The 21,485-nt window shown below is 73.4% G+C and carries 18 protein-coding genes and 2 pseudogenes; 11 read left to right on the top strand and 9 right to left on the bottom strand.

The window, feature by feature from the left end; genetic code table 11:
• Positions 1-11 precede the first annotated feature (11 nt).
• Together ACIBMZ_RS01085 and ACIBMZ_RS01080 are read left to right on the top strand one after the other, a co-directional pair.
• Positions 12-597, top strand: a pseudogene (locus ACIBMZ_RS01085) (ATPase); the annotation flags it as partial.
• Positions 598-746: 149 nt separating this feature from the next.
• A pseudogene (locus tag ACIBMZ_RS01080) lies at positions 747-2,306 on the top strand (AAA family ATPase); the annotation flags it as partial.
• A gap of 60 nt (positions 2,307-2,366) precedes the next feature.
• Here ACIBMZ_RS01080 and ACIBMZ_RS01075 read toward each other — a convergent pair.
• From ACIBMZ_RS01075 to ACIBMZ_RS01050, 6 genes are all read right to left on the bottom strand, one after another.
• Positions 2,367-2,867, bottom strand: coding sequence for a GNAT family N-acetyltransferase (locus ACIBMZ_RS01075; RefSeq protein WP_396689915.1), 501 nt, complete (start codon positions 2,865-2,867; stop codon positions 2,367-2,369).
• Positions 2,868-2,970: 103 nt separating this feature from the next.
• Entirely contained in the window at positions 2,971-3,942 is a 972-nt protein-coding gene (locus ACIBMZ_RS01070) for a hypothetical protein (protein WP_396689913.1), read from the bottom strand.
• 55 nt (positions 3,943-3,997) lie between these two features.
• Complete coding sequence (locus tag ACIBMZ_RS01065) at positions 3,998-4,387, bottom strand: DUF3263 domain-containing protein (RefSeq protein ID WP_396689912.1); 390 nt, start codon at positions 4,385-4,387, stop codon at positions 3,998-4,000.
• Positions 4,388-4,541: 154 nt separating this feature from the next.
• Complete coding sequence (locus ACIBMZ_RS01060; protein ID WP_396689910.1) at positions 4,542-5,549, bottom strand: ABC transporter permease subunit; 1,008 nt, start codon at positions 5,547-5,549, stop codon at positions 4,542-4,544.
• On the bottom strand, positions 5,546-6,556 hold the full coding sequence (locus ACIBMZ_RS01055; protein WP_396689908.1) for an ATP-binding cassette domain-containing protein: 1,011 nt from the start codon (positions 6,554-6,556) through the stop codon (positions 5,546-5,548). Before ACIBMZ_RS01055 ends, ACIBMZ_RS01060 begins: the two co-directional genes overlap by 4 nt.
• Before the next feature lie 154 nt (positions 6,557-6,710).
• The gene (locus ACIBMZ_RS01050) at positions 6,711-7,496 is read right to left on the bottom strand and encodes a DeoR/GlpR family DNA-binding transcription regulator (protein ID WP_396689907.1); all 786 of its coding nucleotides are present in this window, start codon (positions 7,494-7,496) and stop codon (positions 6,711-6,713) included.
• 300 nt (positions 7,497-7,796) lie between these two features.
• On the opposite strand from ACIBMZ_RS01050, the gene ACIBMZ_RS01045 reads away from it, so the two are divergent.
• Genes ACIBMZ_RS01045 through nagA form a run of 3 tightly spaced genes read left to right on the top strand, consistent with a single transcriptional unit; the run spans position 7,797 to position 10,893 of the window.
• Positions 7,797-8,726, top strand: a complete 930-nt coding sequence (locus tag ACIBMZ_RS01045; RefSeq protein ID WP_396689905.1) for an SIS domain-containing protein — start codon at positions 7,797-7,799, stop codon at positions 8,724-8,726.
• Entirely contained in the window at positions 8,723-9,784 is a 1,062-nt protein-coding gene (locus ACIBMZ_RS01040; RefSeq protein ID WP_396689903.1) for an ROK family protein, read from the top strand. The genes ACIBMZ_RS01045 and ACIBMZ_RS01040 overlap by 4 nt, the downstream gene beginning before the upstream one ends.
• A complete protein-coding gene (nagA, locus tag ACIBMZ_RS01035) occupies positions 9,784-10,893 on the top strand; it encodes an N-acetylglucosamine-6-phosphate deacetylase (RefSeq protein ID WP_396689902.1) in 1,110 nt (369 codons plus the stop codon). The genes ACIBMZ_RS01040 and nagA overlap by 1 nt, the downstream gene beginning before the upstream one ends.
• A 9-nt stretch (positions 10,894-10,902) precedes the next feature.
• Here nagA and ACIBMZ_RS01030 read toward each other — a convergent pair whose 3' ends face one another.
• The gene (locus tag ACIBMZ_RS01030) at positions 10,903-12,114 is read right to left on the bottom strand and encodes a DUF4032 domain-containing protein (protein ID WP_396689901.1); all 1,212 of its coding nucleotides are present in this window, start codon (positions 12,112-12,114) and stop codon (positions 10,903-10,905) included.
• A gap of 135 nt (positions 12,115-12,249) precedes the next feature.
• On the opposite strand from ACIBMZ_RS01030, the gene ACIBMZ_RS01025 reads away from it, so the two are divergent.
• The gene (locus ACIBMZ_RS01025; protein WP_396690949.1) at positions 12,250-12,981 is read left to right on the top strand and encodes a phosphatase PAP2 family protein; all 732 of its coding nucleotides are present in this window, start codon (positions 12,250-12,252) and stop codon (positions 12,979-12,981) included.
• A gap of 9 nt (positions 12,982-12,990) precedes the next feature.
• Positions 12,991-14,223: an APC family permease gene (locus ACIBMZ_RS01020; protein WP_396689899.1), complete on the top strand. Its 1,233-nt coding sequence runs from the start codon at positions 12,991-12,993 to the stop codon at positions 14,221-14,223.
• 104 nt (positions 14,224-14,327) lie between these two features.
• On the opposite strand, the gene ACIBMZ_RS01015 is transcribed toward ACIBMZ_RS01020, so the two are convergent.
• On the bottom strand, positions 14,328-16,124 hold the full coding sequence (locus ACIBMZ_RS01015; RefSeq protein WP_396689897.1) for a potassium channel family protein: 1,797 nt from the start codon (positions 16,122-16,124) through the stop codon (positions 14,328-14,330).
• A gap of 92 nt (positions 16,125-16,216) precedes the next feature.
• On the opposite strand from ACIBMZ_RS01015, the gene ACIBMZ_RS01010 reads away from it, so the two are divergent.
• On the top strand, positions 16,217-16,681 hold the full coding sequence (locus tag ACIBMZ_RS01010; protein ID WP_396690947.1) for an MSMEG_6728 family protein: 465 nt from the start codon (positions 16,217-16,219) through the stop codon (positions 16,679-16,681).
• A 125-nt stretch (positions 16,682-16,806) separates the two neighbouring features.
• Complete coding sequence (locus tag ACIBMZ_RS01005) at positions 16,807-18,333, top strand: FAD-dependent oxidoreductase (protein WP_396689895.1); 1,527 nt, start codon at positions 16,807-16,809, stop codon at positions 18,331-18,333.
• Positions 18,334-18,342: 9 nt separating this feature from the next.
• Here the strand turns inward: ACIBMZ_RS01005 and ACIBMZ_RS01000 are convergent, their stop codons facing one another.
• The gene (locus tag ACIBMZ_RS01000; RefSeq protein ID WP_396690946.1) at positions 18,343-19,110 is read right to left on the bottom strand and encodes an enoyl-CoA hydratase/isomerase family protein; all 768 of its coding nucleotides are present in this window, start codon (positions 19,108-19,110) and stop codon (positions 18,343-18,345) included.
• 174 nt (positions 19,111-19,284) lie between these two features.
• Here ACIBMZ_RS01000 and ACIBMZ_RS00995 point away from each other — a divergent pair, with 174 nt between their 5' ends.
• Positions 19,285-20,304, top strand: a complete 1,020-nt coding sequence (locus ACIBMZ_RS00995; RefSeq protein WP_396689893.1) for a glycosyltransferase family 2 protein — start codon at positions 19,285-19,287, stop codon at positions 20,302-20,304.
• Positions 20,291-21,457, top strand: coding sequence for a glycosyltransferase (locus ACIBMZ_RS00990; protein ID WP_396689891.1), 1,167 nt, complete (start codon positions 20,291-20,293; stop codon positions 21,455-21,457). Before ACIBMZ_RS00995 ends, ACIBMZ_RS00990 begins: the two co-directional genes overlap by 14 nt.
• The last annotated feature ends 28 nt before the right edge of the window (positions 21,458-21,485 follow it).

Raw genomic sequence — 21,485 nt, 5'->3', positions numbered from 1 at the left:
GGGTCGCTCGGGTGGGCGAACCCGAGTTGACCCTGATCGCGAGTCTGCGTCCGGCCGCGCTGGACGCCCGGCGTGGCATCGTCCGACTGCACCCCGAGGCGCTGACCGCGCTCGGGTTACGGGCCGGTGATCCGGTCCGGTTGGCCGGCCGGCGGGTGACCGCCGGCATCGCCGCCGAGGCCGAGCCGGGCTCCGGCGCCGGTCTGCTGCACGCCGACGACCTGACGCTGGGCAACCTCGGTGTCCGCGACGGCGGAGAGGTCACGGTGAGCGCGGCCCCGGTCACCGCCGCCCGCCGGGTGCTGCTCTCCGGCCCGGCCCAGATCGTCGCGGTGGTCTCCCCGGAGATGCTGCGGCTGGCGCTGCTCGGCAAGGTGGTCACCGCCGGGGACGACGTCTCCCTGTTGCCCCAGGACGTCCTGCCGGACGCCTCGACACGCACGCTCGTCGAGGCGGCCCGACGCAGCCTCTCCACCCGGGTCGGGTACGCCTGGACCAGCACGCTGCTCCGCGTCGTCGACGCCGACCCGGCCCCGGGGGCGCTGGTCACCATGGACACTCTGGTCGGCTGGGAGCACGGTCCGGAGACCCGGGGTGAGACCGACGTCCGCCGGTCGGCGACCGCCGTCTCCGCCGGGCGCGGGCGAGCGGCCGGTGGGCGTACGACGGTGGTCGGCGACCGCACCGACGCCGACGCGGAGACCGGTGCCGAGGTCTGGACCGGCAGCGAGGTGCACGAGGAGCAGATCCCCTCGGTGGACGAGCTGCCCGGCCTGCGCTCTCAGGCCGAGGAACTGACCGAGCTGCTGGACCTGGGCTTCCACCACGGTGAGGTGCTCGGCCGGCTGGGCACCACCGTCGCGCTCGGCGTACTCGTCGCCGGCCCGGCCGGCTCGGGGAAGTCCGCGCTGGTCCGGGCGGTGGCCGCGCAGGTCGGTGCCCGGGTGCACCAGCTCTGGGCGCCCGAGGTCGCGGCGCTGAGCAACACCTCGGCCGCGGCCCGGCTCCGGGCGGTGACCGCCGAGGTGGTCGCCGGTGGCCCGGCCGTGCTGCTGGTCTCGGACGTGGAGGCGCTGGCCCCGGCGGACAGTCCCGGCCCGGTCGCGACCGTGTTCCGGCAGTGCCTGGCCGAGATCATCCGGGCCGGTTCGGCGGTGGTCTGCACCACCGGCCGGTCGGAGGCCGTGGACCCGGCGCTGCGCGCCCCGGACCTGCTCTCGCTACGGATCGACGTTCCGCTGCCCGACGCCGCTTTGCGACGGGAACAGCTCACCGTGTTGACCCGCCCGGTGCCGCTCGCCGAGGACGTACGGCTGGACGAGGTCGCCGGGCGTACCCCCGGGTTCGTCGCCGCCGACCTGGCCGCGCTGGTGCGGGAGGCCGGGGTGCGCGCGGCCCTGCGGCAGAAGTCGGTGGAGAACCCGACCGTCGCTAAGGCCGACTTCACCGCCGCCCTGGAGGTGGTCCGGCCGACCAGCATGGCCGCGTCCACGTTGGAGTTGGCCCGGGTGACCCTCGACGACGTCGGTGACCTGGTCGAGGTCAAGCAGACGTTGACCGAGTCGGTGCTGTGGCCGCTGACCTACCCGGACACCTTCGCCCGCCTCGGCGTACAGCCACCCCGTGGCGTGCTGCTCTACGGCCCGCCCGGCTGCGGCAAGACGTTCCTGGTGACGGCGCTGGCCGGGTCCGGTCGGGCGAACGTGCTCTCGGTCAAGGGTGCCGAACTGCTGTCCAAGTGGGTCGGCGAGAGCGAACGCGCGGTCCGCGAGCTGTTCCGGCGGGCCCGGGAGGCCGCGCCGACGCTGGTGTTCCTGGACGAGGTGGACGCCCTGGCTCCGGTGCGCGGCCAGGCCAGCGACGGCGGCACCACCGACCGGGTGGTGGCCGCGTTGCTCACCGAGATGGACGGCGTCGAGTCGCTGCGCAACGTGGTGGTGATCGGCGCGACGAACCGCCCGGACCTGGTCGACCCGGCGCTGCTACGTCCCGGGCGGCTGGAACGGCTGGTCTACGTGCCGCCGCCGGACGCCGAGGCCCGGGCGGAGATCCTGCGGGCCGCCGCCCGCAACGTACCGCTCGCCGAGGACGTCGACCTCCCCTCGCTCGGCGCGGAGTTGGACGGTTTCTCCGCCGCCGACTGCGCGGCGCTGGTCCGGGAGGCGGCGCTGGCCGCGATGCGTGAGTCGCTGACCGCCGCCACGGTCACCGCCGACCACGTCGCCACGGCCCGTGCCCGGGTACGCCCGTCCCTGGACCCCGCCCAGGTCGCCTGGCTCGCCGCATACGCCGACCAACGCACCTGACCCACCCTGCCCCCGGGCTACCCCCGGCGAGGCGGTGGGGACGAGGCGGTGGGGGTGGGGTCAGCGGGCGGGGTCGAGGGAGATCTCGGCGTACACCCGGTCGCCGTCCTCGCGCAGTTTCGCGCCGCACCTCTCCAGCACGTACAGCGCACCGTGGTTGTCGGTGGTGGTGTCCGCGACCACGGTCCGCACCCCGACGTCCGGCGCGAGGTTCATCAGCTCGCACAGCGCGGCACGCCCGATGCCCTGGCCCCGGGCGGACTGGCCCAGCCACATGCCCACCTCGACGGTGTCCGGGGCGTCACGCCGGGTCATCCGGATCATGCCGACCACCTCGCCACCGGCCAGGATGGCGTACATGGCGGTGCGGGTGGGCCCGTCGAGTCCGCCGAAGCTCGCCCGGTGGAACTCCCGGAACGCCTCCCGTCGCGCGTGCGACCAGCCCGCCGGTGCCTCCACCGGCGGCATCACCTCGGCCGGTTCCGCCTCAGCCGCCGCCACGGAGAGCAACGGTTCGAGGTTCTTCTCGTCTACCGGCTCCAACCGGACCGCACCCGTCACGTGCCGCAGTCTCCCGCGCCCGGCGCCGCAAGTCCACCCGGTCCGCGTCGACCGACCCCTCCGGCGGACGGGTTCGACCGGTCGGACCGGATTTCGTACTACCTCACGCTCCGCTGTCGTCCGGCGGAGTGAATTCGCAGTAGACGGCGGACGCGTCGTCGGCCGGCTTGTGCCGGCGCAGCCGGTCGGGGTGGTCCCGCTCGGCCGCCCGGACCAGGTCGACGAGCGCGCCCGGTCCGCCGGTGGAAGCCACGTCCAGCAGGCCGGCCCAGTCGAACAGGCCGAACTCCTCGACGGCGGCGGAGGCGCCGTCGCTGAGCAGCACCGCGCGTCGCAGCGCCTCCGGGCCACGCAACGGGAGGGTGCCGACCACCGCCTGGTACGCCGCATCCGGATCGGCGGCGGCGACCCAGTAACCGTGCGTACGGTTCATCTGCTCGCGCTGTGCGGTGACGGCGTGCCGGAAGCGGGTCGCCCGATCGGCGGAGTCGGGCAGTGCGGTGGCGACGGCACGCAGGCGGGCCACCGAGGCGGCAAGCCGGTCGTCGGTGACCACCCCGACCCGGCCGCCGATGTCGAGCACCAGCGGACTGTCGCAGAGCACCAGGTAGTCGACCTGGTCGCCGCCGTCGCGCAGCAGGCACACCGTACTCGACGGCGTACCGGGGTGGTCGAGGTCACACTGCCCGCCGTGGTCGGAGCGGACCGCCAGGATCGCCGCCGCCAGGTTGCTCACCAGCGTCGCCGCCGGACGGGCCGCCTCGGCCAGCCCCAGCCGGGCGGCCAGGTGCCGGACGTACCACTGCGGCCCGTGTACGCAGCCGGTGTCGAAGCCCTCCGGCACGGTCGCCCCGTCCAGTACCCCGACCAGCGGGCCGAACCGGAACACCAGATCCTCGTTGACCGTCCGGCCGGGTGGCGGGGCGGACGCGGAGCGTACCCGCATGATCGGTGCGGCACCGACCGCCGGGCCCCGCCGACGCTCCTCGGCGACGGCCTCGGGCAGCCCGGTGTCCGTCCTCGGATACGTCACCTGTGCGGTACGCCTCGATCGCGCCGGGCCGGCTCCGGTCATCGTCGCCACCTCCGCGCCCCGGCTACCCGCCGGACGGCCCGACATTCTTCCCGGGTCAGCGGCGCCTGTTCCGCGCCCGGGAGGCGCGCAACCGGGCCAGCCGGCCGACCAGCACCGGATCGGCGGCCAGCGCGGCCGGGTTGTCCAGCAACGCGTTCAGCAACTGGTAGTAGCGGGTCGCGGAGAGCCCGAAGCGGTCCCGGATGGCCTGTTCCTTGGCACCGGCGTGCCGCCACCACTGGCGTTCGAAGGCGAGGATCTCGCGATCCCGCTCGCCGAGCCCTCCGGCCGCCTCGCGGGCACCCTCCGCCGCAGTGTCGTCGGGTTCATCGGCACCCGTGTCCGGCGCCGGGTTCGACTCCATCTCGGGGGCGGACCGTGGCGGCGGCACCGTGACGGCGTCCGGGCCGGTCTCCGCGCTCTGCGCGGCGTCGGCGGGCTGCATGGGGCTCCTCTGCGAGGGGCGGCCGGCACGAGCCGCGCCGACCGGGTCCCACCAGCCTAACCAGGGCCATCACCCGACGCACTGGACGCGTAGGCACCACTGCCACCACCGGCGGTGAGGTCGGTGACGGCAGTGGTGTCGCAGCCCGGACGGGTCAGTTGATGTCGCGGCGGCGCATCGCCCAGAGCGCCCCGCCGAGGACCAGCACGACGCCGACCGTGAACAGCGCCGACGAGTGCTGCCAGGTGATGTCGAGGGTGGCCGGCTCGCACATGCCGCTGTACGAGTCGTTGCAGGAGCGCCAGTCCTGGAGCTCGACCTTCTTGGTCATCCAGGCGTACGCGTAGGTGGGCAGCAGCCACGCGTCGAGGTAGCGCACCTGGATCATGCTCAGCAGCATGGCGATCGCCACCTGACCGACCACCAGCACTCCGATCGCCCCGCCGAGCGCCATCGCGGTGTGCCGACCCAGCGACGCCAGGGCGAAGCCCACGGTCGCCGCCACCAGCGCCAGCACGATGCCGCGCACCCCGGTGAGCAGGAACGACTGCCAGACGCCGGAGGTCATCTCCGCGGTGCTGCCGCGCAGGTTGGCGACCAGCCACAGGCTGCCGAACCAGGCCACCGTGGCGGGCAGCGCCAGGGCGAGCAGCCCGGTGAGCAGCGCGCCCAGCTTGGTCAGCAGCACGGTCAGCCGTTTCGGTCGCCAGAGCAGCAGGTTCATCATCCCGCCGGTGCTCCACTCGGCGCCGACGAAGGAGGCGCCGACCACGAACCCGATCAGGGCCAGGATCGCGGCGAGCGGGATCAGCATGTCGCCGAAGCTCTCCCGGAAGTCGAACGTCGAGGGCAGGAACCACTCCGCCTGGATGTCCTCGCGCAACGGCGGGCTGATGTCGGCGCAGTCGTCCGTCCAGAACTCCTCGCCTGCCGCCTTGGCCCGCTCGCAGGCGGCGCGTTCCTGCTCGGCTCCGCGGACCTGCTCCTGGTGTTGCCGGTCGGCGGCGCGTTCGGCTTCGGCCCACTGGTCCGCGCCGATCTTCTGATTGCTGAGGAACATGCCGACCACGACGAGGGCCAGCACCAGCAGGCCACCGGCCGTCATGAAGCGGGCGAAGCGCCGCTTGGCCAACCTGCGCAACTCGGTACGGAAGAGACTCACGCGCCCCAACCTCCTGCGGTGGGCGCGGACGGTGCCGCCCCATCCATTCGTACGGACTGGTCGACCTGCCGGTGTTGACCGGGGACCGGTGTGGTGGCGGTCAGTTCGAGGAAGACGCTCTCCAGGTCCACCGCGATCGGTGCGAGTTCGCTGACGTAGAGGCCCTGCTCGGCGAGCAGCCGGGTAACGGTGGCCGGCTTGTCCACTCCGGCGAGCATCAGGTGGTCGTCGTTCGTGGTGACCCGTACGCCGGCCCGGGTCAGCGCGGCGGCGGCGACCGGCAGGTCGGTCACGGCCTCCAGCCGGACCCGTACCCCGCCGGACGAGTGCTGCGCCAGCACCTCGTCGACCGGGCCGAAGGCGACCCGCCGACCCAGCGAGATGATGGTGACCGAGTCGCAGATGAGCTGGATCTCGCCCAGGATGTGGCTGGACAGCACCACCGTCATGCCGGACTCGGAGAGGTTGCGCATCAGGGTGCGCATCTCCCGGATGCCACCCGGGTCGAGGCCGTTGGCCGGCTCGTCCAGGATCAGCAGCCGTGGGTTCTTGAGCAGCGCCGAGGCGACCGCGAGCCGCTGCTTCATGCCGAGCGAGTACGTCTTGACCCGCTCGACGGCCCGGTCACGCAGGCCGACGAGTTCCAACACCTCGTCGACCCGCTGCGCGGGCACGTCACCGGCGCCGGCCAGCAGCGACAGGGTGTCCCGGGCACTGAAGTGCGGGAAGAACTGCGGGCTCTCCACGATCGCACCGACCTGACCGGCGACCTGCGGCAACGCTGCGGGCACCTCGTGCCCGAGGATCGCCATCCGACCGCCGTCGGGCCGGATCAGGCCGAGCAGCGTACGCAGTGTGGTGGTCTTGCCCGACCCGTTGGGGCCGAGGAAGCCGTGCACCTGCCCCGCCTCGACGCGCATGTCGAAGCCGTCCAAGGCGTTGCGGGTGCCACGTCGTCGGCTCCGGTACGTCTTTCGTAGACCTTCGATTTCCAGGACAGCCGGCAAGCTGCACCTCCCCCGTTGGTGTGTGGGCGACGACGACACCATACGCGGTATGCAGCGGAAGGCAATACCCGGTATGCACCGCCACGCCGGGCGTTCTGCAAGCAGGGGTCCCCTGCTCTACCGCAGACGATGGAAAGGTGCCCTTCCTTGCAGGTCAGGCGCAGATGACGTGCACGCCGGCAGCCCGGAAGGCATCGACCACCCCGGGTGCCGCACCCGAGTCGGTGACCAGCGTCTCGACCCGGTCGACCGGGCAGATGCGGGCGAAGGCGTGACCGCCCAACTTGGACGAGTCGGCGATGATCACGACCCGCTTGGCCCTTGCCACCATCAGGTTGTTCATCGCCGCCTCACCCTCGTGATGGGCGGCGGCCCCGAGCTGCGGGTCGATCGCGTCCACGCCGAGCAGCGCCACGTCCAGGGTGACCTCGCGCAGCAGCGCCCCGCCCAACGGCCCGACCAGCTCGAACGACTTCGGCCGCACCACCCCGCCGGCCACCACGACCTTCATCCGGGAGCGGACCAGCAGCTCGTTGGCGATGTTCAGGGCGTTGGTGACCACGGTCAACTGCGCGCCCTCGGCGTTGGTGTTGAGATCCGGGCGGACGGCCAGCGCCCGGGCCACCTCGGTGCTGGTGGTGCCGCCGTTGAGGCCGACCACGGTGCCCGGTGACACCAGCGCCGCGGCGGCGGTGCCGATGCGCTGCTTCTCGGCGGAGTGCTTGGCGGTCTTGTACCGCAGCGGCAGGTCGTACGAGACGCCGTTGGCGACCGCGCCGCCCCGGGTACGCGTGATCATCTGCTGCTGGGCGAGCTGGTCGAAGTCGCGGCGGATGGTGGCCTGCGAGACGTCCAGGCGCTCGGCGGCCTCCTCGACGGTGACCCGACCGGAGTCGGTCAGCATTTCGAGCAGGGCGTTCCATCTCGCGTAGCGGTCCACCCCGGAGCCTCCGTCACTGCACGATCCGTGATTGGTTGCGTGCACAGTAGTGCGCGAAACTACGATGAGGCAAAACCTCCGACTGCGCGTTCACCCCTGCGGTTGCCATTACCACCGCGTTTCGAGCAGAATGGCGCTCGAAAGATGCGGTTAACGAGCCGTATTGCGCAGTGAGCTGCATCGCGCAACACGTTGCACTGCGCACCGGACCGCCGTTGCGCTGCAAAGGTGCACCGCGCGACGCACTGCACGACGCGACACGCTGCCCCCGGGCAGCGAGCCGGCCTGCGAGGAGTTCTCATGACCTACGTTTCCGCGGAGATCACGAGTCAGCCGGACTGCTGGCGCCAGGCGGCCGACCTGGCTCCCTCGGTGGTCGACCGGCTACCCCGCACCGGTGAACGGGTCGCCGTCGTCGGCTGCGGCACCTCGTGGTTCATGGCCTCCGCGTACGCGGCCCGCCGCGAGGCCGCCGGGCACGGCGAGACCGACGCCTTCCAGGCCAGCGAGTTCCCCACCGACCGGCGGTACGACCGGCTGCTGGCGATCACCCGCTCCGGCACCACGACCGAGGTGCTCGACCTGCTCACCACGGTACGCGGACGGATCCCGACCACCGTGCTGGTCGGCGACCCCGCCTCCCCGGCGGTCGAGATCGCCGACGCCAGCGTCACCATGCCCTTCGCCGACGAACGCTCGGTCATCCAGACCCGCTTCCCCACCACCGCCCTGGCGCTGCTCCGCGCCCACCTGGGCGACAACATCACCGCGCTGGTCGCCGACGCGGAGGTCGCGGTCCGCGCCCCGCTGCCGATCGACCCGAGCCTGATCGAGCAGGTCACCTTCCTCGGCCGGGGCTGGACCATCGGACTGGCCCAGGAGGCGGCGCTCAAGTGCCGCGAGGCGGCCACCTTCTGGGCCGAGGCGTACCCGGCGATGGACTACCGGCACGGTCCGATCTCGGTGGCCGCACCCGGCCGGCTGGTCTGGGCCTTCGGCGAGCTGCCCGACGGGCTGCCCGAGGACGTCGCCGCCACCGGTGCGGCGTTCGCGCACAGCCGCACCCACGGCGTCCGGACCGTGCTGGGCCGCTGGGCCGCCGGACGTACGCCGGTCGACCCGATGGCCGACCTGATCCTGGCCCAACGCTTCGCCGTCGCCCTGGCCACCAGTCGCGGGCTCGACCCCGACGCACCCCGGCACCTGAGCAGGTCCGTGGTACTCACGTGACCGCTGACCACGAGCGGGTCGTCGTCGCGTTGGACGTCGGCGGCACCGGGATGAAGTGCGCGCTGATCCGGCCCGACGGTGCCGTGGTGCACGCCGAACGGCACCCCACCGAGGCGGACCGGGGTGCCGAGGCGGTGGTCGACACGATCCTCGCCGTGGCCGAGGGGCTGGCCGACAAGGCCCGCGCCGACGGCCTCGCCCCGGCCGCACTCGGCATCGTGGTCCCGGGCGTCGTCGACGAGGCCCGAGGGGTCGCGGTCTGGTCGGCGAACGTGGGCTTCCGGGACGTACCCCTGCGGGAGCTGGCCACGGCACGGCTCGGCCTGCCCACGGCGCTGGGGCACGACGTGCGGGCCGGCGGGCTCGCCGAGGCCCGCCTCGGCGCCGGTCGCGACGCGGGGCACGTGCTGTTCGTGGCCATCGGCACCGGCATCGCCGCCGCGCACGTGGTCGCCGGGTCGGCCGCCACCGGCGCGCACGGCGCGGCCGGGGAGCTCGGCCACATCCTGGTCCGCCCGGACGGCCCGCCCTGCGGCTGCGGCCGGGCCGGCTGCCTGGAGTCGATCGCCTCCGCCTCGGCCGTGGCCCGCCGTTACGCCGCACTCACCGCCGCACCGGGCACGGCCGGGTCCGCCGCCACGCCGGCGACCGACGGGTCCGCCGCCGGACACGCCGGGTCGAGCGCCGCCACCACCGGGCGCGCCGGGTCGGACGGCGGGTCCGCCACCGGTCCCGGTACGCCGCCGACGATGGTCAGCGCCGCCGAGGTGGCCGCCCGCGCGGCGGCCGGCGAGGAGCTCGCCGGCCGGGTCTGGCGGGACGCCGTCGTGGCGCTGGCCGACGGGCTGGCCACCGGCCAGGCCCTCTTCGACGTGGAGACGATCGTCCTGGGCGGTGGGCTCGCCCAGGCCGGTGCCGGGCTGTTCGATCCGCTGCGTACGGCGCTGCGGGACCGGCTGACGTTCCACCGGGAGCCACGGCTGGTCCCGGCCGCCCTCGGCGACGAGGCGGGCTGCCTCGGTGCCGCCCTGCTCGCCCTCGACCAGTTGGAGACGTGATGACCGAACGGGTTAACGGCAGGGTGGTGACCCCGGGCGGGGTGATCCGGCAGGGTTGCGTCGAGGTCAGGGGTGACCGGATCAGCGCTGTCGCCGAGTACCCGTCGGTCCGGGACGGTCACTGGGTGGTGCCCGGCTTCGTCGACATGCACACCCACGGCGGCGGCGGGCACACCTTCACCACCGGCGACGCCGACCAGGCCCGGGCCGCCGCCGCGTTCCACCTGCGGCACGGCACCACCAGCCTGCTCGCCAGCCTGGTCAGCGCGCCGTTCGAGCTGATGCGCTCGGCCACCACCGCGTTCGCGCCGTTGGTGGGCGACGGGGTGCTGGCCGGTGTCCACTTCGAGGGGCCGTACCTCTCCGCCGCCCGGTGCGGCGCGCAGAACCCGGAGTTCCTCCGTGACCCGTCCACCGACGAACTGGACGAGTTGATCAAGATCGGCGACGGGGCGGTCCGGATGGTCACCCTCGCCCCGGAACGCCCGGGAGCGCTGGAGGCCATCGAGCTGCTCACCCGGCACGGCGTGGTCGCCGCGGTCGGGCACACCGACGCCACGTACGAGCAGACCGTGGCGGCGGTGGCGGCCGGGGCGAACGTCGGCACCCACCTGTTCAACGGGATGCGTCCGGTGCACCACCGCGAGCCGGGGCCGGTGGTGGCGTTGCTGACCGCCCCGAACGTGGTGTGCGAGCTGGTCGCCGACGGGGTGCACCTGCACGAGGGCACGTTGACGTTCGCCACCGGCACGGCCGGCCCGGAGCGCTGTGCGCTGATCACCGACGCGATGGCCGCCGCCGGGATGCCCGACGGCGAGTACGAGCTGGGCGGGCAGGCGGTGACCGTGACCGGCGGCGAGGCCCGGCTGGCCCGCGACGGCGCGATCGCCGGCAGCACCCTGACCATGGACGCGGCACTGCGCAACGCGGTGGCTGCCGGAGTCCCGGTAGCCGACGCGGTCCGCATGGTGTCCACCACGCCGGCTCTCGCGATCGGCCTCGCCGACCAGGTCGGCGCCCTCCAGGTCGGTTTGCGCGCCGACCTGGTGGTGCTCGACGACGACCTGCGGGTCGTCCGGGTGATGCGCGGCGGCGACTGGGTCGAGTGACCCGGTCGGTCAGCGGGGCGCCGGGATCTCCACGCCGAGCACCGCCTGCTCGTCGGGGCGGTGCACCAGCACGTCGCCGAGGAACGAGTGCACCGCGTGCCGCATGCCGACGTCCCGGCCGGCCTCCTCGGAGAGCAGCCACTTGTGCTCGATGATCTGCGCGAACAGCTCCTGCGGCTCCAGCTTGCGCCGCAGGTGCGCGGGCACGGCGCGGACCACCGGCTCGAACACCTCGGTCAGCCAGCGGTGCGCCGCCTGCTGCTCGTCGATCAGGTCGCTCTCCGCCCGGTACGCGTCGAGGTCGTTGAGCAGCCGGCGGGCCTGGTTCTCCTCGGCGTCCAGGCCGGTGAGCCGGAGCAGCCGCCGGTGGTGGTAGCCGGCGTCGACCACCTTCGGCCGGATCAGGTACCGCCCGTTGTCGATCGTCGACATGGCCACCTCGGCCACGTCGAAGCCCAGCTCGTTGAGTCGCCGGATCCGACCCTCGACGTCGTGTCGGGCGTCCCGCTCCACCTGCTGCTCGTAGGTGATCTCGTGCCAGAGCCGCTCGTACCGCTGCACGACCTCCTCGCAGACCACCTCCGGGTCGATCGAGTCGTGCAGCAGACCGGCGGCGGCGAGGTCGAGCGCCTCGCCGAAGATGTTGACCCGGGCGATCTCCAGGTCCTCACCACGCTGACCGTTGCTGAGTGCGCTGCGCAGCGCCCCGGTCTCGGCGTCGACAAGGTACGCGGCGAACGCGCCGGCGTCCCGGCGGAACAACGTGTTCGACAGCGAGCAGTCGCCCCAGAAGAAGCCGGTCAGGTGCATCCGGACCAGCAACGCGGCGAGCGCGTCCAGTAGTCGGCCCATCGTCTCCGGCCGCAGCGTGTGCGAGAACAACGCCCGATACGGCAGGGAGAACTGGAGGTGCCGGGTGATCAGCACCGGGTCGAGCGGCTCACCGGCGTCGGACTGCCGGTCGGCGACGATCGCCACCGCCTGCACCGACGGGAAGTCGATCCGTTCCAGCGCGCGCAGCAGGTCGTACTCCCGCTCGGCCACCCGCTCGCCGGTCTCCTTGACCGCGTAGACGAAACCGCCGAGGCGGACGAAGCGCACGACGTGCCGGGAGATGCCCTGCGGAAGCGCGACCAGGTGTTCGGCCGGCCACTCCTCCAGCGGTGTCGACCAGGGCAGGTCGAGCAACGCCGGGTCTACGAGGGCCGAAGTGATCCGCACGGCCTCAAGTCTGACGGCTTCCCGCCCGGAACGCTTCCCCGCGTGGTCGGCCCCACAGTGCCGAGGCGGAGGCGCGGTCCGTCCGTCCGGGTGGGCCGGTAGCGTGGCGGGGTGCGGGAAACGACACCCCGGAGGCTGCGCCCGGCGCCGGTACGCCCGGCCGGCTGGTGGTTCGACGCCCTGCTGGTCGCCGGGTTCGCGGCGCTGACCGCAGTGCTCGCCACCGGCCGGTTCTACGGTCTCGACCTCGCGGTGAGCGAGTGGGCCTTCACACACGCACCGACCCCGCTGTACTGGACCGCTCGGGCGTTCAACCTGCTCGGTCAGGGCGGCGGGCTGCTGCTGCCGCTCTCCGGCGGACTGGCCGTGGCGGTGGCCTGGCGACGCCGTACGATCCGGCCGTTCCTGCTGGTGGGGGCCGCCTTCGTGGGCACCATGCTGACGATCGGCCCGCTCAAGCTCTGGACCGACCGGGCCGCGCCGACCGCCTCGGTCAAGGAGCCGTACCTGGCACCGGAGGAGGCGGTACGGATCTTCCACGAGCTGCCACCGGACGCCTACTCGCTGTCGTACCCGTCGGGCCACGTCGCCAACGCCATCGTCTGGTACGGCGTGATCGCCGTCCTGCTGCTCTCGCTGGCCGCCGGCCGGCTCCCGACCGGCCTCTACCGGCTGGTCCGGTACGCGCCCCCGGCGATCCTGCTGGTCACCACCACGTATCTGAACTTCCACTGGCTCACCGACGGGCTGGCCGCCCTGCTGCTGGGCCTGCTGCTGGACCGGCTGCTGCACCGGGTGCCCTGGGACGGGCTGCCGCTCCCCGGTCGGCTACGCGATTGGAGCGCTCCGTTCACCGAACGCCCCTAGGCTGCCGCCGTGGAACGGTTGGCACGGCGGTTGGGCGTACCGGACGCGGTCGTCATCGGTCTGGGGTCGATGCTCGGCGCGGGCGTCTTCGTGGTCTTCGCCCCGGCCGCTGCGGCAGCCGGCGGCACCGGGCTGCTGGTCGCGCTGGCGCTGGCCGGAGCCGTGGCGTTCTGCAACGCGACCAGTTCGGCCCGGCTGGCGGCCCGCTATCCGGAATCCGGCGGCACCTACGTCTACGGGCGGGAACGACTCGGTCCGTTCGCCGGATTCGTCGCCGGCTGGGGGTTCGTGGTCGGCAAGACGGCCAGTTGCGCGGCGATGGCGCTGACCGTCGGGGCGTACCTCTGGCCCGGGCAGGCCCGGCTCGTGGCCGTCGCCGCCGTCGTGGCGGTCACCGGCGTGAACCTGCGCGGGGTCACCAAGACCGCCGGCGCCACCCGGGTCCTGGTGCTGGTCGTGCTGGCGGTGCTGGCCCTGGTCGCGGTGGCCGGCGCGACCGGCGTCCAGATCGCCCGGATCGACCAGTCCGGCGGCTCCGCGCGGGGTGTGCTCACCGCCGCCGGGCTGCTCTTCTTCGCCTTCGCCGGGTACGCCCGGATCGCCACCCTCGGCGAGGAGGTACGCGAGCCGGAGCGGACCATTCCACGGGCGGTACCGCTGGCGCTCGGCCTGGTGCTGGTGGTCTACCTGGTGCTGGCCGTGATCACGCTCGGGGTGCTCGGGCCGGACCGGCTCGCCGGATCCACCGCGCCGCTGGCCGACGTGGTCAGCGCCGCCGGGCAGCCCGGCCTGGCCTGGGTGGTCCGCGCCGGGGCGACCGTCGCGGTGACCGGGGTGCTGCTGTCGCTGCTGGCCGGGGTGGGCCGCACCACGCTGGCGATGGCCCGCCGTCACGACCTGCCCGCCGCCCTGGCCGCCGTGCACCCCGTACACCGGGTGCCGCACCGCGCCGAACTGGCCGTCGCCTCCGTGGTGATCCTGGTGGTGGCGCTCGGCGACGTCCGGGCCGCGATCGGCTTCTCCAGCGTCACCGTGCTGGTCTACTACGCGATCACCAACGCGGCGGCGCTGACCCTCGGACCGGACCCGGCACGGAGACTGCCGGTGCGGGCACTCGCCGTGGTGGGGTTGGTCGGCTGCGTCGTGCTCGCGGTCAACCTGCCCCTGACCAGCGTGCTGGCCGGCCTCGGCGGGCTGGCCCTCGGCGCCGCCTGGTACGCCCTGCGCCCCGGTCACGCCTGACCCGGCCCGGTCACGCCGTCTCGCGTGGATGGCCGGTGCCGACCGACGTGAACCAGACCGTGCGCCGTTCGTCGTCGACGAGTCGGCGAAGAGTCCGTGGACCGTTACTCGTCGGTCGCGCGCGGCACCGGCGGGCCGGTCGGTGCCGGTGGCTCCGGCTCGGGCGGTGCGACCTCGCGGAGCAGGGAGTTCAGCCCGGCGCGGCGGGCCATCACGGTCAGCCGGTCCCCGGCCGAGACCACCATCCGCCGGTCCGGCGACCAGTCGAGTCGCTGCCCGACCTTCGCGTGCGCGAGCAACCGGACGCTGCCCGGTCGGCCGACGCTGGCGAGCGTCCGGCCGTCCAGCGTCGAGCCGGCCGCCACCGCGACCTCGGTGACCAGCAACGCGTGCCGGCCGACCGGGATGGTGGCGATCACCGCGCGGTCCAGCAGGGCCGCCGCGAACGAGGGCGCGGCCAGGTAGGAGACGCTGCGTGAGGTGCCGATGCCGAAGGCCCGCTGGACCCGTTCGGCGAAGTCGCCGTCGAAGAGTCGCAGCACCACCCGGAGCCGGTCGTTGATGGTGCGGCCGTTCAGTGCCGCCCGCAGGTTGGCGCCGTCGTCGGTGGAGACCACCACCAGCGCCTGGCAGGTGGCGACCGAGGCGGCGCGCAGCGTCTCCTCCTGCGCCGCGTCGCCCACCACGAGTGGTACGCCCAGCCGCCGGGCCAACCCGGCACCCCGGGCGTCGGCGTTGCTGTCGATCGCGACCACCTCGACGCCGAAGTCGTTGAGCTGGGCCATCACCCGGGTGCCGATGTTGCCCAGCCCGACCACCACGACGTGCCCGGAACGCTCGATGAAGTTCCGCCCGGCGTGCAGGGCCAGCCGCGCCCGGACCACGCCGTCGACGACCACCGCCGTGATCAGCGGGATCAACGCCAGCCCGGCGAGGTTGAGCACCACCTGCATGACCTGCTCGGCACCGCCCTTGTCGGTGTCCGGGTCCTGCCCGGTGAGTGTGGTGACCATGGTCAGGTAGAGCGCGTCGGCCCACGGGACGTGTGCGGCGTACCCGTAGAGCCCGCCGAGCGCGGCGATCACGGCGAGCAGCACGATCACCGCGATGCCGATCTTGCGGGTGGCGAAGCCCCGCACGGCCCCGAGGAACATCGCCACCGGGCGTCGCCGACGCCGCGCCCGGACCAGCCGGCGGGCGGCCAGCTCGGTGCCGGCCGGGCGGCCCACGGCCTCCGCGAGCACCACGTCGGCGTCCTCGTCGTCGGCCGGAAGCACCAGGTCCTGCTGGGCGTCACGGGTGTCGGCCACCCCGCAGACGATCTCGCTCGGGCGTACGTCGTCGCGGCGGGCGACGTACAGCGTGCGACCGCCGTGCCGGAAGTGCGTCGGCGCGACCTCGCCGAGCGCGGCGGCCACGAAGGCCGGGGCGGCCATCGAGGCGTCGGAGAGCACCGACGAGTCGGGGAAGATCTGTCGTACGCCGTTGGCCAGGCCGGTGTTGAACATCCGGACGACCAGCCGCAGCCGGGGCTCGACCTCCTGTGCGCAGAGGGCGGCCTGCATGTTGCCCACGTCGTCCTGGTGCAGCAGGGCCAGCCCGGCCGCCCCGGCCAGCCCGGCCCGGCGGAACGTGGCCTCGTCCAGGCGGTCGGCCGGGATCACCTCGATGCCGGGCAGGTCACGCCCGTCCGGGCCGGGTGACCGCTGCCGCTCGGGCACGATGAGGGTGATCCGCAGCCGCCCGGCCTGCGTCTCGCTGGCCAGCATCGCCCGCACCACCCAGTACGCGAGTGGGTCCTGGCCGCAGACCACGTAGTGCGCCCGCGGCTCCCCGTTGACCCGCAACCGGCGGCCTGCCCGCCGAGCGCGATCGAGCAGCGGCTCCGCCATGCTTCGCATCGTAAACAGCCGATCGCATTCCGCGCAGCCCCGCGACGATCATGAAAGTCCTCTCCCGGCATGTCCGGGTCGAGGACGGGTACGGCAGCCCCATGCAGACCTTCCTGCCGTACCCGGACTTCCTGGCCAGTGCCCGTGCGCTGGATCAACGGCGGCTGGGCAAGCAGCGGGTGGAGGCGATCCAGGTGCTGCGCGGTCTGACCCGCCCCGGGTACGGCTGGCGTCACCATCCCGCCGTCAAGATGTGGACCGGTTACGAGGAGGCCCTCACCCGCTACGGGCTTGACGTCTGCGCGGTCTGGTGTGCGACCGGACGGGCCGACACCTGCGCCACCACGTTGACCGCCGACCTCGCCGCCGCCCGGGGCATCGAGCGGGTCCGTACCCAACCGGAACTGGCCGAGGCCGGTGAGCTGCCGCCCTGGCTGGGCCGCGCCGACCTGCACCTGAGCCACCGTTCGTCGCTGCTGCGCAAGGATCCCGAGCACTACCGCCCGATCTTCGGCGACGACACCCCCACCGACGTCGAGTACGTCTGGCCGACCTCCGACCGGTGAAAGGACCGGTGAAAGGAAGGGCCCCCTGCTAACGCCTCGTGTATTACAAGGGTCCCTTCCTTACACCCATACCCACGGCGATGCCGTGCGCTCGGGCAGACTGAGAGGTCATCTGGAGGTGCGGTGTGAAGCTGTCACAGGCGTTCGGTCGGCTCATCGGCGTACGGCCGCACCAGGTGGACCCGGGCGGCGGTGGCGCGACCCGCGTGCCGCGTCCGGTGCACGCGGTGGTGGTGGGCGGCGGCATCGCCGGAATGTCGGCGGCGGTGGTGCTCGCCGAACGCGGGGTCGAGGTGACGGTGCTGGAGGCCGCGCCGACTCTCGGCGGACGGCTCGGCGCCTGGCCCGACACGCTGACCGACGGCACCGGGCAGGTCGACGAGCACGGCTTCCACGCCTTCTTCCGGCAGTACTACAACTGGCGCAACATCCTGCGCCGCGTCGATCCGACGCTCCGCTTCCTGCGACCCGTGCCCGGCTACCCGGTGCTCAGCGCGCAGTGGCCGACCGAGGAGTTCGGACGGTTGCCACCCGCGCCGCCGGCCAACCTGCTCACCCTGTTGGCCCGCAGCCCCAGCCTGCGGCTGCGTGACCTGCGCACGATGGACCGCGACGCCGCCCTGCCGCTGCTGACCTACCACCCGGAGCGCACGTACGCCGAGTTCGACCACCGCACCGCCGACGAGTTGCTCACCTCGCTGCGGCTGCCGGACCGTGCCCGGGCCATGCTCTTCGAGGTCTTCTCGCACTCGTTCTTCAACCACGAGGGGCAGATGTCGGCCGCCGAGATGATCGCCCAGTTCCACTTCTATCTGCTCGGCAACCCCGAGGGGCTGGCCTTCGACTGCCCGGACGAGGACTACGCGACCGCGATCTGGCAGCCGCTGACCCGTCACCTGGAGCGCCACGGCGGACGGGTGCAGACCGGCGTCGCGGCGACCACGGTGGACCGCGAGGGCACCGGCTGGCGGGTACGCACCGACGACGGCTCGTACCCGGCCCGGCACGTGGTGCTCGCCCTCGACCCGCCGGCCCTGGCCGACCTGGTCGCCGCCTCCCCGGCCCTGGCCGAGGCGGCACCGGCCCTGGCGGCGGCGATGCCCGCGTACGGTCGGCCCGGTCCGCCGTACGCGGTGGCGAGGCACTGGTGCGACGGCGACGTGGACCCGGGTCGGGCGACCTTCAACGGGGTGTCCCGGCAGTCCACCCTGGACTCGGTGACCCTGTACCACCGGCTGGAGGAGGAGCCGCGACGCTGGGCGGCGCAGAACGGCGGCTCGGTGGTCGAGCTGCACGCGTACGCCTGCGATCCGGACGTGTCCGCCGAGGATCTGGCCGACCGGATGTGGGCCGAGCTGGGCGCGCTCTGGCCGGAGACGCACCGGTTGCGGATCCGCGAGCGGCGCGCCCGGGTGGAGGCCAAGGCACCCGCCTTCACCCCCGGCAGCCAGCCCGGACGGCCCGGCGTCCGCACCGAGGCCGCCGGGCTGTACCTGGCTGGCGACGGCATCCGCACCGACTTCCCCAGCGCGCTGATGGAGCGGTCCGCGGCAACCGGCATCCTGGCCGCGAACCACATCCTGCGGGCCGAGGGCGGCGCGGCCGAGCCGATCCACTCGGTACGCCCCCGGGGCCTGCTCGCCCGGCCCTGACCGGCCCGGTCAGCCGGCCGTGGGCGGGGTCCAGCCGAAGCGGGCCGGTCGGCGTTCGTGGAAGGCGGCGACGCCCTCCCGGGCCTCGCCGCTGTCCCGCGCCTGCCCGTGCCACCAGGCGATGCGGGCGACGCCGGCCCGACCGTCCACGATCTCCTTGGCGGCGGCGACGCTGAGCTGCGAGCGTTCGGCGATCGTCGCGGTGAGCCCGGCGACCCGGACGGCCAGGTCTGCGCCGGGAAGCAGCTCGTCCACCAGGCCGGTGCGCAACGCCCGGTCGGCGTCGACCAGTTCGCCGGTGAAGAGCAGGTGCTTGGCCGCCGACGGGCCGACCAGCCGGGTCAGCCGCCGGGTGGCCGGCGCCGGATAGACCAGGCCGAGCCGCGCCGGTGGTACGCCGAACCGCGCGTCGTCGGCGGCCAGCCGCAGGTCACAGGCGACGGCCAGCAGGCAACCACCGCCGACGCAGGCACCCCGCACGGCGGCGACGGTCGGCTTGGCGAAGTCGGCCAGCCGTCGCTCCGCCACGTCCACCACGTTGCCGTCGCCCGGGTTCAGCACCTCGTCGAGATCACCGAGGTCGACACCGGCGCAGAAGGTGCCGTCGGCGCCGGTGAGCACCAGCACGCGTACCGCCGGATCGGCCTCCAAGCCGTCGAGCAGCACCGGGAGCTGCCGCCACATCGCCGTGGTCATCGCGTTGCGACGGCCCGGGTTGCGGATCACCACCGTGGCCACCGCGCCGGTCACCTCGACGACGAGTTCCGCGTCTGCCATCACCGACCCCCTCCTGCCGACGGCCTGAGGGTAACCCGCACCGTGGCCGCGCCCGCCGCCCGTCCGGTGACCCGAGCTGTACGCCTGGTAGCTGCCCGGCATTCACCGACGGGCCGCCCACGCCTGACAGCGTCGGTGTGCGCGTCTCCTTTCCGGCCGAGCGAACAGGTGATCATGGCTTTCACACCCCAGGTCAGCGTGGTCGTGCCGACCTTCGCCCGACCCTCGTTGGTGACCCGCGCGGTCCGCAGCGTCCTCGCCCAGACGGTGACCGACATCGAGGTCATCGTCGTCGTCGACGGACCGGACGCCGCGACCGGCGCGGCCCTCGCCGAGATCGGGGACCCCCGGGTACGGGTGGTGGAGCTGCCCGGCCGGGGCGGCGCGCCGAACGCCCGCAACACGGGGATACGCGAGGCCCGCGCGCCGTGGACGGCCCTGCTCGACGATGACGACGAATGGCTGCCCACCAAGCTCGCCGTTCAGTTCGACGTCGCCCGACGCAGCCGTGTGTCCAGCCCGGTGGTGGCCAGCCGCCTGATCAACAAGACGCCCCGGGCGGAGTTCGTCCTGCCCCGTCGGCTACCCGAGCCGGGCGAGCCGATCAGCGAGTACCTGACCGTGCGCCGGGGCCTGTTCCACGGTGACGGTTTCATCCAGACCTCGACGATCATGGCGCCGACCGAGTTGCTACGGCGGGTGCCGTTCACCGTCGGCCTCCGTCGGCAGCAGGAACTCGACTGGACCGTCCGCGCCACCGGCCACCCCGACGTCGAGCTGGTCTTCGCCGCCGAGCCGCTGGTGCTCTGGCACCAGGACGAGGACCGGCCCCGGATCAGCCTCAGCTCGCCGTGGGAGGCCCAACTCGCCTGGCTGCAAGGCATCCGGCCGCTGATCACCCCACGCGCGTACGCGGCGATCACGATGAGCATCATCAGCTCGATGGCCGCACCCACCCGCAGCCTCCGGGTCTTCCGCCTGTTGCTGGCCGAGGCACGTCGACACGGCAGCCCCGGCCTGGTCGACTATCTGACCTTCGCGCAGATCTGGCTGATCCCACCGGCCCTGCGCCACCGGGTACGCGACCGGATCCTCGCCCGCCGGACCGTACGCCCGGCCCCGCCTTCCGCCACAGCCTCACCTTCCGCCGCGATCCCGGTGGCCACGGAGCTCGGAGCCGATGTCGGACGCTAGGGTCGCCGTGATCTGGCGGAGCTGCCTGCTGCCCGGCTCGGAGACGTTCGTCCGCCACCAGGGCGACACGTTGCCCACCTGGCGTGCGGTCTACCTCGGCGCGATCCGGGTCGACTCGCCGTTGAGCCGGGACACCGACGTGCTGCTCTGCCCGGACACCCCCCGTGGTCGCCGGGACTGGCTCCGGCTGCGACTGACCGGCGATCTGCCCCGACTGCGCCGGCTGCTGGCCCGACTGCGGCCCGACGTGGTCCACGCCCACTTCGGCGGGGACGGCTGGCTGGTCAGCCGTGCCGCCACCCGGCTCGGCATCCCGCTGGTGATCACCCTGCACGGGCTGGACGTCACCCGCCAACCGACCGCCCCGGGCTGGCGGGGTGCCCGGCACCGACGCCACCTCCGGACCGCATTCGACCGGGCCGCGCTGATCCTCGCCGTCTCCGGCCCGATCCGCGACCGGGCGCTGGAACTGGGCGCGGACCCGGCCAAGGTACGCGTGCACCACACCGGCGTGCCGGTACCCGCCGAGCCGCCGACCGGCCCGAAGAACTGGGACGTGGTCTTCGTCGGCCGCTTCGTCGACAAGAAGGGCGTGGACGACCTCGTCGAGGCGCTGGGCCTGCTCGCCGACCTGCGCCCCCGCACGCTGCTCATCGGCACCGGCCCGCTGCTCGCCCGGGTACGCGCCCAGGCCGAGCGCTCGGGTGTGGACGCGACATTCGCCGGGGCGCTGCCACCGGACGAGGTGCTGCGGCACATCGCCGGGTCCCGGGTGCTCGCCGCCCCGTCACGTACCGCCGCCGACGGCGACACCGAGGGCCTGCCGACGACGATCCTGGAGGCGGCGAGCCGGAGCGTACCGGTGGTGTCGACGTACCACAGCGGCATTCCCGAAGCGGTCAGGCACGAGGTGACCGGCCTGCTCGGTCCCGAGGCCGACCCGCCTGCCCTGGCCGCCAACCTCCGTCGACTACTCACCGACAGCCCGCTACGCCAGCGCCTCGGCGAAGCGGCCCACCGCCACGCCGCCGCCCGCTTCGACCTCCACCGCCAAAGCCACACCCTGGAATCCCTCTATACCAGCCTGACCGCCCCCTCACCCCACCCCTCCCCCATCGATCATGGAGGTGCGGCGAGCGATACGCACCCTTGAGCCTGATTTGCACTCACCACCACTCCAT

Source organism: Micromonospora sp. NPDC049900, from assembly GCF_044461025.1.
Taxonomy (GTDB): domain Bacteria; phylum Actinomycetota; class Actinomycetes; order Mycobacteriales; family Micromonosporaceae; genus Micromonospora.
This window is presented reverse-complemented; position numbering and strand designations above follow the sequence as displayed.

What these genes read in the sequence shown, in the direction of transcription:
- ACIBMZ_RS01065 (WP_396689912.1), bottom strand. Translation starts at nt 4,387, where the DNA reads ATGCAGCCCGCCGACGCCGCGCAGAGCGCGGAGACCGGCCCGGACGCC.
- ACIBMZ_RS00995 (WP_396689893.1), top strand. Translation starts at nt 19,285, where the DNA reads ATGGCTTTCACACCCCAGGTCAGCGTGGTCGTGCCGACCTTCGCCCGA.
- nagA (WP_396689902.1), top strand. Translation starts at nt 9,784, where the DNA reads ATGACCGAACGGGTTAACGGCAGGGTGGTGACCCCGGGCGGGGTGATC.
- ACIBMZ_RS01045 (WP_396689905.1), top strand. Translation starts at nt 7,797, where the DNA reads ATGACCTACGTTTCCGCGGAGATCACGAGTCAGCCGGACTGCTGGCGC.
- ACIBMZ_RS01015 (WP_396689897.1), bottom strand. Translation starts at nt 16,124, where the DNA reads ATGCGAAGCATGGCGGAGCCGCTGCTCGATCGCGCTCGGCGGGCAGGC.
- ACIBMZ_RS01010 (WP_396690947.1), top strand. Translation starts at nt 16,217, where the DNA reads ATGCAGACCTTCCTGCCGTACCCGGACTTCCTGGCCAGTGCCCGTGCG.
- ACIBMZ_RS01000 (WP_396690946.1), bottom strand. Translation starts at nt 19,110, where the DNA reads ATGGCAGACGCGGAACTCGTCGTCGAGGTGACCGGCGCGGTGGCCACG.
- ACIBMZ_RS01070 (WP_396689913.1), bottom strand. Translation starts at nt 3,942, where the DNA reads ATGACCGGAGCCGGCCCGGCGCGATCGAGGCGTACCGCACAGGTGACG.
- ACIBMZ_RS00990 (WP_396689891.1), top strand. Translation starts at nt 20,291, where the DNA reads ATGTCGGACGCTAGGGTCGCCGTGATCTGGCGGAGCTGCCTGCTGCCC.